This is a genomic window from Legionella steelei (genome assembly GCF_001468005.1).
Taxonomy (GTDB): domain Bacteria; phylum Pseudomonadota; class Gammaproteobacteria; order Legionellales; family Legionellaceae; genus Legionella; species Legionella steelei.
Window position 1 is genome coordinate 1,009,328 of record NZ_LNYY01000019.1, and the last position, 14,545, is coordinate 1,023,872.

Genomic DNA, 14,545 nt, shown 5'->3' on the forward strand with positions numbered 1-14,545 from the left:
CTTACTTTCCTATAGACTCAATTTTTGTTTTTAACTTTAAACCTGGTTTAAAGGTTACCACTCTTCTAGCTACTACAGGAATTTCTTCTCCTGTTTTAGGATTTCTTCCTGGTCGTTGCGGCTTATCTCTTAAGGTGAAATTACCAAAACCAGATAATTTTACATGATGACCATGTTCAAGTGCATGCCGCAATTCTTCAAAAAAATTCTCGACCATTTCTTTTGATGCGGGTTTGGACAGTTTTAATTCATCACTCAAGGTTTCTGCCATTATTGCTTTGCTTAGTGCATTCACGATTATTCCCTCAATATGATTGAAAATTCATTTTCTAACGTATTGATTATAGCACTAATTAAAGAATTAATCTCGGCATCAACCAAAGTCCGACTTTCGTCCTGTAAGGTCATAGCAACCGCGAGACTTTTCTTTCCCTTAGGCACACCTTCACCAGTATAGACATCAAATATATCAAAGGATTTTAGCCAATTTTCATTAATCGTTCTACGGACAACTGATTCAATCTGCATGACACTAATATCGGTATCAACCAAAAATGACAAATCTCGGCGAATTTGTGGATATTTGGAAATTGTTTTGTAGCGTGGGGCCTCATGCCCTATTAATGCCGCTAAATTGATTTCAAAAAGCAAGACATCATGTTGTAAATCCAAGGCATCCGCTAAACGTGGATGTAACATACCTATCCATCCTGCAGGAGCTCCATTAATATTTATCTGGGCTGATTGGCCAGGATGTAATGCATCATGTGTGGCTGCAATAAATTCGACCTGCTTTAATTTGAGTGTGGCGAACAAAGATTGCAGATCGCCTTTCAGATCAAAGAAGTCAAAACAACGCGTAGACTCACTCCAATTAACTCCGCCATGTTCGCCCATCAACAAGCCTGCAACACAAGGTCGCTCAATGAGTTGCTCTTTATTCACATCAAAGACTACACCAATTTCAAAAAATTTAACCGCATTTTGTTGACGATGTACATTATAAATCATTGATGCAATTAAGCCTGGCCACATTCCTGCACGCATTTGCGATAATTCAGAAGAAATGGGATTCAGTAACTGCATAAATTCTTTATGTGGATAAAGTTCATGCTGAAGCTCAGGGTCAACAAAGCTATAGCTAATCGTCTCGTGATACCCTCTACCGCTAAACCATCGTGCAAGCTTGGTCGCTATTTCTTCATTCCCGCACGTTTTCCCTGCTTGCACAAATGTATAGGCAGGTTGCGCATGCAAATTATCATAGCCATACAGGCGAATGATTTCTTCAACTAAATCTACATCCTGTTGAATATCAAAACGATGCGAAGGAATAGTCACATCAAAAAAATTAGCCCGTTCTTTTGCAACTGTAATGCCCAGGCCTTCTAATAAACTTTTCATTTTGTTTTGTGAAATACTTAGCCCAGTTAATTTTTTAACCTTATCGGTATCAAAAGCAAAGCTTCTTATTTCGGGTAAATATTTTTTATCATGCGCTTCAATAACCGGTCCAACTTCGCCACCTGCTATTTCTAAGATTAATGCAGTAGCTCGCTCAAGCGCTTTCATCTGCAACCCAGGATCGACTCCACGCTCAAAACGTTGTGACGAATCACTGAATAAACCGAACTTTCTTGCAACGCCCGCGATAACGATAGGATTAAAGTAGGCGCTTTCCAAAAATACATTTTGTGTATGTGCTTGTACGGCACTTGCCTCTCCCCCCATAATGCCGGCCATTGCCAAAGGTGTTTCTTCGTCAGCAATAACCAATACTTTTTCATTGAGGGTTAATTTTTGCCCATCAAGCAATTCTAATTGTTCATCTGCTCTGCTAAATCGTACGTTAATTTCGCCTTTGACTGTTTCTAAGTCAAAAGCATGCATGGGTTGACCCAGTTCGAGCATCACGTAATTCATGATATCTACAATAGGATGCAAAGAACGAATACCACCACGACGTAAGCGTTCGCTCATCCATAAAGGAGTTGTTGCTTTAGGATTGATATTACGAATCACTCGCCCACAATAACGCGAGCAGGCCTCAGGATCCTGTAGTTGTATTGACAATACATCATCAATACTGGGGGTTATCTCAGGAATAGGTCGTGTCAATAAAGGTAATTTGTTCAACACTGCGACTTCGCGAGCAATCCCTAACACACTAAAACAATCGGCACGATTAGGTGTTAAATCAATATCGAAGACATGATCATCAAGCATTAGATATTCACGTAAACTCATCCCTACTGGGGCATCACTTTCTAATTCCATAATCCCTTCAGATTGCTCTGCCATGCCCAGTTCACTCACCGAACAAAGCATTCCTTGTGACAGCTCACCCCGTAGTTTAGATTCTTTAATATTAAAACCACCTGGCAAACGCGCTCCAACCATAGCTAATGCCACTTTTAATCCTGCTCTAACGTTAGAAGCACCACAAACGATTTGTAAAGGTTTGTCTGTATTTGCATTCACTTCACACACAGTCAACTTATCCGCATTAGGATGAGGCTTGGTACTAAGAACTTCGGCTACAATCACCTGGGTAAACTCTCCTGCTACGGGACTCACTGCATCCACTTCTAGACCCGCCATAGTCAGTTGATGTGCTAATTCTTGTTCAGTTAATGAGAAATTCACCCATTCACGTAACCATAATTTACTTAATTTCATTTATAGTCCTTACCACCTGATTAAACTTTGTAGTACCCAATAGGCATATTGATTACTGTCTCTTTATTGGGCTTCAATTGTGCGCGTTCTTAAAATTGACTTAAAAAGGTAAGATCATTTTCAAACATCATACGTAAGTCATCGATTCCATAATACAGCATCGCCAGTCTATCCATACCCATGCCAAATGCCCATCCCTGATACTCATCCGGAGAGATATTCACTGCTTTTAGCACGTTAGGATGCACCATTCCGCAACCTAAAACCTCGAGCCATCCAGTAAATTTACAAGAACGACAGCCTTTACCACTGCATTGCGTACATTCAATATCAACTTCTGCAGAGGGTTCAGTAAAAGGAAAATAAGAGGGCCTAAACCGTAATGCTAATTTACGACCAAAGAAATCCGCAAAAAGATCTTCGAGCAATCCTTTTAAACCAGCTAAAGTAGCTTGTTTATCAATCAATAATCCTTCCACTTGATGGAACATGGGTGTGTGTGTCAAATCTGAATCACAACGATAAACTCGTCCTGGGGCAATTAAACGAAATGGAGGTTTGCGTTGCTCCATTGAGCGGATTTGTACTGGTGACGTGTGCGTCCTCAGTAAGCGGCCATCACCAAAATAAAATGTATCATGCATTGCACGTGCGGGGTGATGCCCGGGAATATTTAACGCTTCGAAATTATAAAATTCTGTTTCTATTTCAGGACCATCAATAATGTCAAAGCCCATACGGCTAAAAAACTCGTTAATCCTGTGCTTCACTTGCGTTACTGGATGCAATGAACCACTCTCCTTTTTACGTCCTGGAAGAGTGACATCGATACGCTCCGCTGAGAGTTTTTCTAATAATTGTTTTTCTTTGAGTTCAAGCATTTTCGTTTCAATCAATTCGCTGATTTCACGTTTTGCCAGATTCACTAATTGGCCTACTTTAGGTTTTTCTTCGGCAGATAGATGAGCAAGACTTTTTAAAATTTCGGTTAACTTCCCTTTTTTACCTAAAAAATCAACACGAATTGATTCTAATCCAGATACATCTTGCGCGTTCTTAATTGCTTCAGAAGCTTGCTCTTGTATGGTGATGATATCCTGCATAATTATACCCACAAGTAAAAAGGAGGCCGCAGCCTCCTTAAATAAATTTCATCTTTATTTTAATGTTCTTGATCACTTGCAGTCTGGATTAAGCATCACGAAGCCCGAGAATTTCTGACAATGCTGCGGATTACAACGATACTTTCACTCAGACTACAATAAAAACACTCACAAAGATTATTTTGCCAATGCAGCCTTAGCTTGTTCAGCAATTGCAGCAAAGGCTACTTTGTCATGAACAGCCATATCAGCCAATACCTTTCTATCCAATTCGATTGCTGCTTTTTTCAATCCATCAATCAAACGGCTATATGATAAACCGCACTCGCGGGCTTGTGCATTAATACGTGTAATCCACAATGCACGGAACTGACGTTTTTTCTGACGTCTGTCACGATATGCGTATTGGCCAGCTTTAATTACTGCTTGTTTCGCCATGCGATAGGTTCGACTACGGGCGCCGTAATAACCTTTTGCTTGGTCTAAAACTTTCTTGTGACGTGCTTTCGCAGTCACCCCACGTTTAACTCTTGGCATTTCTCATTCTCCCCTTAACTACCGTGCAACATGCGTGCTGCTAAACGTGCATCGCATGGCTTCAAAGTACCAGCTTCCACGCGCAAATGACGCTTCGCCTTGGTAGACTTTTTAGTGAGGATATGATTTCTATAAGCACCGCGACGTTTAATCGCGCCACTTGCTGTCTTACGGAAACGTTTAGACGCTCCGCGATGTGACTTCAACTTCGGCATAACAATATACTCCGCATTTATTCAGCTACTTAGTTTTTTTAGGTGCCAAGACCATCAGTAATTGTCTTCCTTCGCGTTTCGCATGCTGTTCAACAACTGCAAATTCAGCTGTATCTTGCTGCAACCGCTCAAGAATCTTCATACCGAGCTCTTGATGAGCCATCTCACGACCACGAAAACGTAGCGTAATTTTGACCTTATCACCGTGATTTAGGAAACGGATCAGGTTGCGTAGCTTGACCTGATAATCTCCATCTTCCGTCGTAGGACGGAATTTCAATTCTTTGACTTGAATTTGCTTCTGCTTTTTCTTCGCTTCAGCTTGTTTTTTACTCAATTCAAAGAGAAACTTGCCGTAATCCATGATACGGCATACAGGAGGTTTGGCTGATGGAGATATTTCCACGAGATCCAATCCACCTTCTTCCGCTGCACGCAGGGCTTCACGTGTTGAGACTATTCCTGCCTGATTACCATCGACATCAATTAAGCGTACCTCAGGTACATTGATCTGTTCATTAATTCGTGCGCGATCGCTTTCACGCTTAGTTGGTGCACTAATGGTTTAATCTCCCCTGCTTGTTAATTAACAATTGAACCTTTACGAGCAATTTCTTGCATCAAGGTATCACAAATTGTATCTATTGTCATCACACCTAAGTCAGCGCCTTCACGCGAACGCACAGCAACTTGGTTTGATTCCACTTCCTTATCTCCTATTACTAAAAGATAAGGTACTTTTTGTAAAGTATGTTCGCGAATTTTAAAACCAATTTTCTCATTTCTCAAGTCATAGTTAGCGCGAACACCTCTTTTTTGCAAAATTTGTGTTATTTTCTTCGCATACTCATTTTGTTTTTCACTAATTGTCAGGATCATTGCTTGCACTGGAGATAGCCATAAAGGCAGTTTCCCTGCATAGTGCTCTATCAAAATACCCATAAAACGCTCAAAAGATCCCAAAATTGCACGATGCAGCATCACTGGAACTTGCTTACTGCCATCTTCAGCAACATACGCAGCATCCAAACGTCCTGGCATCGAAAAATCAACTTGTATCGTCCCGCATTGCCAAATCCGTCCCAAGCAATCAGCTAATGAACATTCGATTTTGGGTCCGTAAAAAGCACCCTCACCTGGCGCATCAACCCATTCAATATGTCTATCTTTCATTGCTTGTTTTAAAGCATCCTCAGCCTTATCCCATACCTCATCGCTACCAACGCGCTTTTCAGGACGTAATGCCAAACGGTATTTAATCTGATTAAAACCAAAATCAGTATATACTGACTGCACCAGCTCCAGCATCATCGCTACTTCAGACTGAATTTGATCCTCTGTACAAAAGATGTGTGCATCGTCTTGGACCATGTTACGAACACGCATCAAACCATGTAACGCACCAGAGGGTTCACAGCGATGGCAATTACCAAACTCAGAAAATCTCAATGGCAAATCTCTGTAGCTTTTTAACCCTTGATTGAATACTTGCACATGGCATGGGCAATTCATGGGTTTCACTGCATAGTGACGATTTTCTGTTTCAGTAACAAACATCTCATCTCTAAAATTAGCCCAGTGTCCTGATTTTTCCCACAATACTTTATCAACCAATTGTGGTGTTCTAATTTCTTGATAACCAAAATCAACCAATCGATTGCGCATGTAACGCTCAAGCTCTTGATAAATTGTCCAGCCTTTGGGATGCCAAAATACCATCCCAGGTGCAATATCTTGAAAATGGAATAGCTCTAAGCTTTTACCTAATTTACGATGATCACGTTTTTCAGCTTCTTCAATACGGAATAAATACTCTGCTAAAGATTTTTTATCAGCCCAGGCAGTACCATAAACACGTTGCAGCATTTCGTTATTGGAATCACCACGCCAATAGGCTCCAGCTAATTTGGTCAGTTTGAATGCCTTCAAAAATCCTGTGGAAGGAACATGAGGACCACGACAAAGATCTTCAAAATCGCCTTGCTTATATAAAGACAACACTTCATTTTCGGGAATATCAGCAATAATCTTCGCTTTATATTCCTCACCAATACTCTTGAAATACGCGATTGCCTCATCACGAGGAAGCTCTCTGCGCGCGACAGGGTAGTTCGCCTTGGCCAGTTCCACCATTTTTGCTTCTATTGACTCCAGATCTTCAGGAGTAAAAGCCCGTTGGAAGGCAAAGTCATAATAAAAGCCATCTTCAATAACTGGACCTATAGTCACTTGAGCTGTTGGGAAAAGACTTTTCACTGCTTGCGCTAATAAGTGCGCTGTAGAATGACGGATCACCTCAAGGCTTTCTTCTTGTTTTTCAGTCAGAATAACCAAAGCACAATCGTGTTCAATCAGAAAAGAAGTATCGACCAGGCGATCATTAACACGACCTGCCAAAGCGGCTTTGGCTAGGCCAGGACTTATGCTATGAGCAACATCATAAACCGTTAAGGACGCTTCAAAATGTTTTATACTTCCATCAGGCAATTTAATGTTTGGCATAATTTTATCCGTAAGCACTAGGATCCGTTTACAATTCGCTCGTTTGAGCCTCAATACTGTTATTTTAAAGCACCGAAACACAACACACACAGAGTGTACGCGTATTGGAGCACATATAATCGCAGCATTTTGGCCATGATATTAGAATTGTAAACAGACCCTACTTCTTTTCAAAAAAAAACCCTGCAAGGCAGGGCTTAAACCTTAAAAAAGGAGTCAATCTCAAGCATTCCCCAAACGAATGTGGGTGCTCCTGGAATACGATTTAGTTGCATGGTAGGCACGAGTGGGATCGAACCACCGACCACCACCATGTCAAGGTGGTGCTCTACCACTGAGCTACGTGCCTATAAAACGACCTGCATACACATTGGTGTGAAGTATATAATAAGGTGATATTACAAAGCAATCATTTAGATTGTTTTGTATTAATAAATAGTCTATTTGCGGCTGTACTTATCTTAATTTATAGAAATACGCCCCTAAGACCTAAGCCAGATCTTAGGAAGGCTTAAATGGAGGGGAACCATTCAAGCCATGATATTGCGAGGTTAACTACTATGAGTTATCCACTTTTTCTTCTATTGGACGGTAATTGTGATATGTGCTCCATCTTATATCACGTGCTTCCTTGTTGGGACTATTCAAAACCATTTCCATAGGTTTCGGATACATTATACTTTTTCACCCCAAAGTGTCAACCGTTGATTTCCAATGGAAACTTAAAGTTTCCAAAATTTGTATATTTTGAATTTAATGTTTCGTTTGATATACTATGTTTCACATCAAATTGAAACGCCGAATAACTATGATGGACAAAATTCATCTGACAAAACAATTTGCAGATCGTTTACGAGATGCCATGATCGCGGCAGGATTTAATTCACAACGCTCTACTTCAGGGGTATGTATCCATAAGCTGTCTGCAATTACTGGGTATTCAGTACAAATATGCCGTAAATATCTTCGTGGTGAAGCCATCCCAGAACCAGTTAAATTGGTGGAAATCGCAATGAAGCTTCATGTGTCGCCCGGCTGGCTATTATTTGGGAGCGCGCAAAACGATGAGGGAGTTGTTCGAGAAAAAATAACCGTTAATAAAAATTTACTTCATTATCTACTCACCAAGGCCTCATGTCTTTATCACAGTACGCTTTTAGAACATGAGATACCTAATTTTTTAATAGAATTAATCAACGATGTTAGTCTAATTAATGCGGATGAAGAGCAGTCTAAAAAAATTATTGATTTGGCTTTAGCGTCAGTGAAACACTTTAGCCATTCTCATGGAACATAAAAACAAATGACATTTGCTCCTTACCCCTTCTATATAGTTCTCCATTTGACTCAATAGTGGTATCATTGCATTTTAAAAAAACACCCTGAGTTTATATGTTACTCCATTATCTGTTCGTCATAGGTATTTGTGTTGAGGCGATCACTGGCGCATTAGCAGCTGGCCGCAAAAAAATGGACTTCTTTGGCGTCATGCTCATTGCAAGTATTACTGCATTAGGCGGTGGGACAGTAAGAGATGCTCTATTTAATACTTATCCATTAACTTGGGTCATTCATCCTGAATATCTGTTGTATACCTCACTAGCTGCATTCTTAACTATATTTATTGCTCATTCCTTGATTCGAATTATGAAAATATTTTTAATCCTCGACGCTCTTGGATTATCTACTTTTGTGATTATTGGCACTCAAAAAGCATTACATCATGGTTTATCCCCCAGCATCGCCATTATTAGTGGAATGATCACGGGCATTTGTGGTGGCATGTTACGGGATATTTTATGTAACGATATCCCTCTGGTATTGAGAAAAGAACTGTATGCAGTGATTGCTCTTGCCGGTGCATTACTCTTTATTACCTTAGATTATTTTCATACCCCAGAAAACATCAATATAATAATTACCTTAATTAGTATTTTTAGCGCTCGTCTATTGGCTATTTTCTTTCATATTGAAATACCTATCTTTGACTATTCAGAAAGTATTAAAAAGCGGGGACGAAAATCGTAAGGGGAGAATTGTCGCCTGGGTAAAGCGCAGCGGAACCCGGGTTTCGCTGCGCTTCACCCAGGCTACCCTAAAATTACACTTAAACTTCTTTAACTTCGAGAATGCTCACTTCCTCTACAGGTACATCAGCATGCCCCATTTGTTGTCCTGTTTTGACTTTGGCAATAGAATCCACAACATCCATACCGTCAACAACTTCACCAAAGACACAATATCCATATCCTTGCATGTGCTCACCACTGTAGTTTAGAAACGCATTATCAGCAACGTTAATAAAAAATTGTGCCGTTGCAGAATGAGGATCCATGGTTCGTGCCATTGCAATAGAACCACGTTTATTTGCCTTGGCATTTTTTGCTTCATTCTTAATGGGCTCATTAGTAGACTTCTGCTTCATTTCTGAATCCAAACCACCACCTTGAATCATAAAACCGGCAATAACACGATGGAAAATTGTATTATTATAGAAACCACTGCGCACATAATTGAGAAAATTTTCTGCTGTAGCTGGCGTATTCTCTGTATCTAACTGTATATGAATATCACCTTTAGATGTGCTAATTACAACCATTTTATCTCCTGTTATTTTTTAGATTAATTGATGAATCCATATAAAAAGCATTGCTTCTTACAGGATAATATATTCGTTAATGACATAAACGAGCATAAGATCCCTTTTAGTTCGAACTCTCATTAATTATCAACTCACGCATTTTATCACAAACATCGTGCATTACATGAACATTATGAATACTTGCCAACGCGGTAAATAAATTTGTTTTTTGCTTTGCTAGCTGATGCAAATAAGAACGTGAATAATTTTGGCAGGTATAACAAGAACACTGTGCCATGATCGGTGACATATCATCAGCAAAACATGATTTCTTTATTTGAATACGTTCATTTTCATACTCACTGGCAAAACGCAACCAATTGCCTTCGCGAATTAACTCACCGCAATATAAAGATCCATGGCGTGCATTACGTGTTGGCGCAACACAATCAAACATATCAATTCCTTCGGCAACTACGTCCAAAAGATCTTGTGGGGACATGCCAACTCCCATGGTATAGCGCGGTTTATTTTCTGGTAAATAATCACGCACCCAACGAATGACTTCAACCGTAGTTTTCATATCAAAACCAATTGTTTCACCACCAATTGCAATCCCATCCGTATTCATTGAGGTAATAAAATCCGCACTTTCGCGACGTAAGTCTTTAAAAGTTCCTCCTTGAATAATTCCAAAAAGTGCTTGCTCGTAACCATATCGCGAATTGGGATGTTGTTGGTGGTAGTGCATAGATTGTTTTAACCAACGATGTGTGCGCTCCATGATGTGGCTGACTTCATCTTTAGTACAACTATCTGGCGTACATTGATCAAAAGCCATGATAATATCCGCACCAATGATCTTTTGGGTTTCCAAAGACATTTCCGGAGTCATATGGATCAGTCGCTGACTGCCAGGTAATTTAAAATGAGCTCCTTCCTCATCAATAGTGCAAATTTCTTCATTCTTGGAAAGGCTAAAAACCTGAAAACCACCGCTATCGGTTAACATTGGGCCGTGCCAACCCATGAAAGGATGCATTCCCCCTGCTTTTTCAATAACGTCCATGCCTGGGGCACACAACATATGATAAGTATTACCACCTAAGATAATTTGGCTGTGTGCATCTCGCAATTCGATGGGAGTCATATTATTTACACCCGCACGGGTACCAACAGGCATAAAAACAGGGGTAATAAACTCACCATGGGCGGTAGTAACCCGTGTCACTCGGGCTTGAGTGGCTGAGTGCTTATGCAACACATTGCAAGAAAAGGTTTTCATTTGCTTAAAATAATTCAAAAAAACCGATGATAGCTAAGTCAAACGCGGATTACCAGCATTAGCCATGTTAATCATGAATCAATCTATGATATCATGCGCAAAAACCGATGGAAGCACGGCCTTATTCATCCCCATTCTAAAAAGGATATGAAAAATATGCCCAGTTCAAATTCTAATTTATTCATGATCGATATAGAAGGCATAGAACTTTCAGCTATGGAACGGGAAATTATAAAGCATCCCCATGTAGGCTCCGTCATTCTTTTCACACGTAATTTTACAAGTCCTCAACAGTTAGAGCAGTTAATTCGCGAAATCCGTGACATCGACCCCAATATTTTTGTAGCAACCGATCACGAAGGTGGTTTTGTGCAACGCTTTTTACGCCAGGGGTTTCGTTCCTTACCTGCATCCCGCGTTTATGGCGATGTCTATGACCTAAACCCTGAAGTTGGTATCCAGCTTGCAAAACAATATGGCGAAGTTATGGCCAAAGACCTGTTGGCATGTGGCGTTGATGTAAGTCTCGCACCAGTCCTGGATTTACATGGTCAAAGTCGTGTTATTGCGCATTTGGACCGTGCTTTTCATCATGAGCCGGAGGCAATTATTGCTTTGGCAAGCGCTTTTATTGAGGGCATGCATGCAGCAGGTATGCCTGCTGTTGCCAAACATTTTCCCGGCCATGGTTCGGTCAGTGCTGATTCACACAGTACAATGCCCATTTCTTTTGCATCAATGGACGAATTAAAATCTAAAGATTTGAAGCCTTTTATCGAACTGATTAAAAGAGGATTGCTCAATGCCATCATGCCGGCACATATAACTTATAAAGAAATCGACGCAAACAAACCTGCTGGCTTTTCAACAATCTGGTTGCAAGAGGTATTACGCCATGAATTGAAGTTTGACGGTTTGATTTTAAGCGATTGCTTGAGTATGACCGGTGCCGATATCGGCAATTTGATGACGCGTACAGAAGAAGCACTTAAAGCAGGCTGTGATATGTTGATTGTCTGCCACCAACCACGCCAAGTATTACTCGAGTTATTACAAAAAATCACATTATCACAAACATCAGCCTCAGCCGCACGCATCACTCATTTTAAAAATCAGATGCTTCGTTTTGTACATCCAGAGCAAAATCAGCTCAAACCTTATTTATCAACAATAGCTCAAGAAAAAGATTCTGCTGTTGTGAGCAAAAATCAGCAGTTCAACACCTCAGAAACGATTTAAGTTGTTGTAGCCTGGGTGCAGCGTCGCGAAACCGGTTTTTTTGTCTGGCATGTCCCGTTAAACCCATGTTTCGCGACGCTGCATCCAGGCTAAAAACTAGAAATTATCTTCGCGAAGCTTGCTTAATCGCGTCTGCCAAAATAAGAGGCATCCCATTAGGGCCATGAATAAAAAATACATGGCACTCCATCCCGGCATCGAGATTCCGAATAAATGCCAATTGGCTTCAGCACAATCTCCAGTTCCTAAAAATAAAGCTTTGACTACAGTTTGCCACGGTAGGTAACGCATTAAAATATCTAAGCTTGGCATACACGCAGGAGCTTGCCCCGCAGGTAAGGACTGTAACCACAATTGACGTAAAGAAAAGTATAGTCCCGCACATGCAATGAGAATTTGCAAGAAACTAATAAGACGCGCCTTTTTTAAGGTTCGAAAACTTAATCCCATAACTGCCAATAATAAAAGAACGCAAACGCGTTGCATGATGCATAAAGGACAAGGGACAAGGCCATCAATATATTGAAAATAAAAAGAAGCAAATAATACCAACACGGTTAGTATGGCATTAAACGTTTGCATTTTTTTAAAAGTAACTTTTGTCATGATTTTGGCAACATATAGGATATCGCAGCACGAAGATCATCATCGCTGCATTTAATACACGTTCCTTTTGCAGGCATAGCATTCAATCCTTTTATTGAAGAGGCAAGTAAATCATCTAATGTTTTCCCGGCCAAACGCGGTTTCCAATCTTGTTCATTTCTGAATTTTGGTGCTCCCGCAAGACCATCGCGATGGCAAACGATACAATATTGTTGGTACGTTTCTTCTCCGGGCTCTGTTTTTGTCGCTACATTATTAGTCATTTTATTATCGGCTTGGCCTTGTACCGAAACCTCCCCTACAGGTTGAATTCTTAATTGCATTTCCTGTTGTCGCAACTCACCACATGCATACAACGCAAATGAACAAAACCATAATATTAAAAACAGCAACCTCATGCCCATACACCTCATGATAATAATTTAGGATAATACCCAGAAGTAAGTTTTTTTTCCAGCGTGATTAAAAGCAAATAAGCGGAAAATCATTTTATTTCCTTGCAACAATCTTCAAACTATAATGGATCTTTAAAACAGCAATTGATGGGGACAAAACATGGTACAAGCAATTCCACCAGGATTTCATACTGTAACGCCAACCCTTACTTTTAAAAATTGTGCCAAAGCAATTGAGTTTTACCAAAAAGCATTTAATGCCAAACCGCTACATATTTTCCCATCGTTAAATGGAAAAGGTATTATGCACGCCCGCCTACAAATTGGTAACTCCATCCTGATGATGAGTGACGAAATGGATGGTGAAAATTGCGCTCAAAGCGCGGAAACCCTTGGTAAATCTCCAATTGGATTCTTTGTATATGTTTCTGATGCAGATTCTATGCTACAACAAGCAGTATCTGCTGGTGGACAAATTACTATGCCCATAGCAGACATGTTTTGGGGGGATCGTGCAGGACAAATTAAAGACCCCTTTGGTTACTCTTGGATGATTGCCACACATACCCAAGATTTTACTGATGAAGAAATCAGAAAAAACGCAGCAGATTTCTTTGCCTCTTTAGCAACAAAATAAGTGATAAGGATTCGAAATGTTAGACCGTACTGAACTCGAGCCTATTTTACTCATTGCTGATCCTAAAATTGTCGCCATTCCGGTAATTGATAATCAAGATCCAATGATTGATCTCATAAATTATTCAGAAATTAGCTATGGTCCTTCTCCTGAAATACCGAATAATACCGATTACACAAAAATGCGCAAAACAGTGTATGAAAAATTAAAGCAAGCCCAATCTTTATTGCCTGTAGGATTACGTTTTTGTTTGTATGAAAGTTATCGGAGTCTGACCCTACAAAAGGCACTTTTTGATACACGTTATGAGAAAGTAAAAAATAAGCATCCCGAATGGTCATCGGAACAAATTTTCACGGAAACAACCCGTCTGGTTTCCCCAGTAATCAATCAAGATGGTTCACCCAATATTCCACCTCATTCAACGGGTGCGGCAATAGATGTTTATTTAATCAATGAGCAAGGAGAAACTATTGAAATGGGAATTCATCCTAAAGATTGGATGGAGGATATAGATGGCTCTCTTTCATTAACGGCGTCAAAAATTATTACCGAGGAAGCAAAAAAAAATCGAACACTCATGAGCAATGTCTTAGAGAGCGTTGGTTTTGTTAACTATCTAAATGAATACTGGCATTGGTCTTATGGCGATCGTTATTGGGCTTATTATAAACAACAGCCTTTTGCTCTGTATGATACTTACAAGTAGCCATCTCTTTGTAGCATGTATGCTTTATTAAAACAGAAGGCTGGGCCAAAGCCCAAC

The 14,545-nt window shown here is 40.1% G+C and carries 16 protein-coding genes and 1 tRNA gene; 5 read left to right on the forward strand and 12 right to left on the reverse strand.

Going from position 1 to position 14,545, the window contains the following annotated elements:
• Window position 1 precedes the first annotated feature (1 nt).
• The 8 genes from Lste_RS08555 to Lste_RS08585 form a co-directional block, all read right to left on the reverse strand.
• Window positions 2-295 (reverse strand): integration host factor subunit alpha, encoded by a 294-nt coding sequence (locus Lste_RS08555; RefSeq protein ID WP_028380711.1) that lies wholly within the window; start codon window positions 293-295, stop codon window positions 2-4.
• A 2-nt stretch (window positions 296-297) separates the two neighbouring features.
• On the reverse strand, window positions 298-2,679 hold the full coding sequence (gene pheT / locus Lste_RS08560) for a phenylalanine--tRNA ligase subunit beta (RefSeq protein WP_058510614.1): 2,382 nt from the start codon (window positions 2,677-2,679) through the stop codon (window positions 298-300).
• A gap of 89 nt (window positions 2,680-2,768) precedes the next feature.
• Window positions 2,769-3,782, reverse strand: a complete 1,014-nt coding sequence (pheS, locus tag Lste_RS08565) for a phenylalanine--tRNA ligase subunit alpha (RefSeq protein ID WP_058510615.1) — start codon at window positions 3,780-3,782, stop codon at window positions 2,769-2,771.
• A gap of 177 nt (window positions 3,783-3,959) precedes the next feature.
• Window positions 3,960-4,319: a 50S ribosomal protein L20 gene (gene rplT, locus Lste_RS08570; RefSeq protein WP_058510616.1), complete on the reverse strand. Its 360-nt coding sequence runs from the start codon at window positions 4,317-4,319 to the stop codon at window positions 3,960-3,962.
• Between the two features lie 14 nt (window positions 4,320-4,333).
• The gene (rpmI, locus tag Lste_RS18755; protein ID WP_082650800.1) at window positions 4,334-4,534 is read right to left on the reverse strand and encodes a 50S ribosomal protein L35; all 201 of its coding nucleotides are present in this window, start codon (window positions 4,532-4,534) and stop codon (window positions 4,334-4,336) included.
• A gap of 25 nt (window positions 4,535-4,559) precedes the next feature.
• Window positions 4,560-5,096 carry a translation initiation factor IF-3 gene (infC, locus tag Lste_RS08575; protein WP_058510617.1) on the reverse strand — a complete coding sequence of 179 codons (537 nt, stop codon included), beginning with the start codon at window positions 5,094-5,096 and terminating at the stop codon, window positions 4,560-4,562.
• Between the two features lie 20 nt (window positions 5,097-5,116).
• Window positions 5,117-7,036 carry a threonine--tRNA ligase gene (gene thrS, locus Lste_RS08580; RefSeq protein WP_058510618.1) on the reverse strand — a complete coding sequence of 640 codons (1,920 nt, stop codon included), beginning with the start codon at window positions 7,034-7,036 and terminating at the stop codon, window positions 5,117-5,119.
• Between the two features lie 274 nt (window positions 7,037-7,310).
• Window positions 7,311-7,385: transfer RNA gene (locus tag Lste_RS08585), tRNA-Val, on the reverse strand.
• Window positions 7,386-7,847: 462 nt separating this feature from the next.
• On the opposite strand from Lste_RS08585, the gene Lste_RS08590 reads away from it, so the two are divergent.
• Both Lste_RS08590 and Lste_RS08595 read left to right on the forward strand, forming a co-directional pair.
• Entirely contained in the window at window positions 7,848-8,333 is a 486-nt protein-coding gene (locus tag Lste_RS08590; protein ID WP_058511696.1) for a helix-turn-helix domain-containing protein, read from the forward strand.
• Window positions 8,334-8,428: 95 nt separating this feature from the next.
• On the forward strand, window positions 8,429-9,064 hold the full coding sequence (locus Lste_RS08595; RefSeq protein WP_058510619.1) for a trimeric intracellular cation channel family protein: 636 nt from the start codon (window positions 8,429-8,431) through the stop codon (window positions 9,062-9,064).
• 79 nt (window positions 9,065-9,143) lie between these two features.
• Here the strand turns inward: Lste_RS08595 and Lste_RS08600 are convergent, their stop codons facing one another.
• Both Lste_RS08600 and tgt read right to left on the reverse strand, forming a co-directional pair.
• Window positions 9,144-9,635, reverse strand: a complete 492-nt coding sequence (locus tag Lste_RS08600; RefSeq protein ID WP_058510620.1) for a peptidylprolyl isomerase — start codon at window positions 9,633-9,635, stop codon at window positions 9,144-9,146.
• Between the two features lie 106 nt (window positions 9,636-9,741).
• On the reverse strand, window positions 9,742-10,902 hold the full coding sequence (tgt, locus tag Lste_RS08605; RefSeq protein ID WP_058510621.1) for a tRNA guanosine(34) transglycosylase Tgt: 1,161 nt from the start codon (window positions 10,900-10,902) through the stop codon (window positions 9,742-9,744).
• Window positions 10,903-11,058: 156 nt separating this feature from the next.
• Here tgt and nagZ point away from each other — a divergent pair, with 156 nt between their 5' ends.
• Window positions 11,059-12,141, forward strand: coding sequence for a beta-N-acetylhexosaminidase (gene nagZ / locus Lste_RS08610; RefSeq protein WP_058510622.1), 1,083 nt, complete (start codon window positions 11,059-11,061; stop codon window positions 12,139-12,141).
• 96 nt (window positions 12,142-12,237) lie between these two features.
• On the opposite strand, the gene Lste_RS08615 is transcribed toward nagZ, so the two are convergent.
• Complete coding sequence (locus Lste_RS08615; protein ID WP_058510623.1) at window positions 12,238-12,747, reverse strand: disulfide bond formation protein B; 510 nt, start codon at window positions 12,745-12,747, stop codon at window positions 12,238-12,240.
• Window positions 12,744-13,145: a c-type cytochrome gene (locus Lste_RS08620; RefSeq protein WP_058511697.1), complete on the reverse strand. Its 402-nt coding sequence runs from the start codon at window positions 13,143-13,145 to the stop codon at window positions 12,744-12,746. Before Lste_RS08620 ends, Lste_RS08615 begins: the two co-directional genes overlap by 4 nt.
• A gap of 157 nt (window positions 13,146-13,302) precedes the next feature.
• Here Lste_RS08620 and Lste_RS08625 point away from each other — a divergent pair, with 157 nt between their 5' ends.
• On the forward strand, window positions 13,303-13,779 hold the full coding sequence (locus Lste_RS08625) for a VOC family protein (protein WP_058510624.1): 477 nt from the start codon (window positions 13,303-13,305) through the stop codon (window positions 13,777-13,779).
• A 16-nt stretch (window positions 13,780-13,795) separates the two neighbouring features.
• Complete coding sequence (locus Lste_RS08630) at window positions 13,796-14,488, forward strand: M15 family metallopeptidase (RefSeq protein ID WP_058510625.1); 693 nt, start codon at window positions 13,796-13,798, stop codon at window positions 14,486-14,488.
• Window positions 14,489-14,545: the final 57 nt, after the last annotated feature.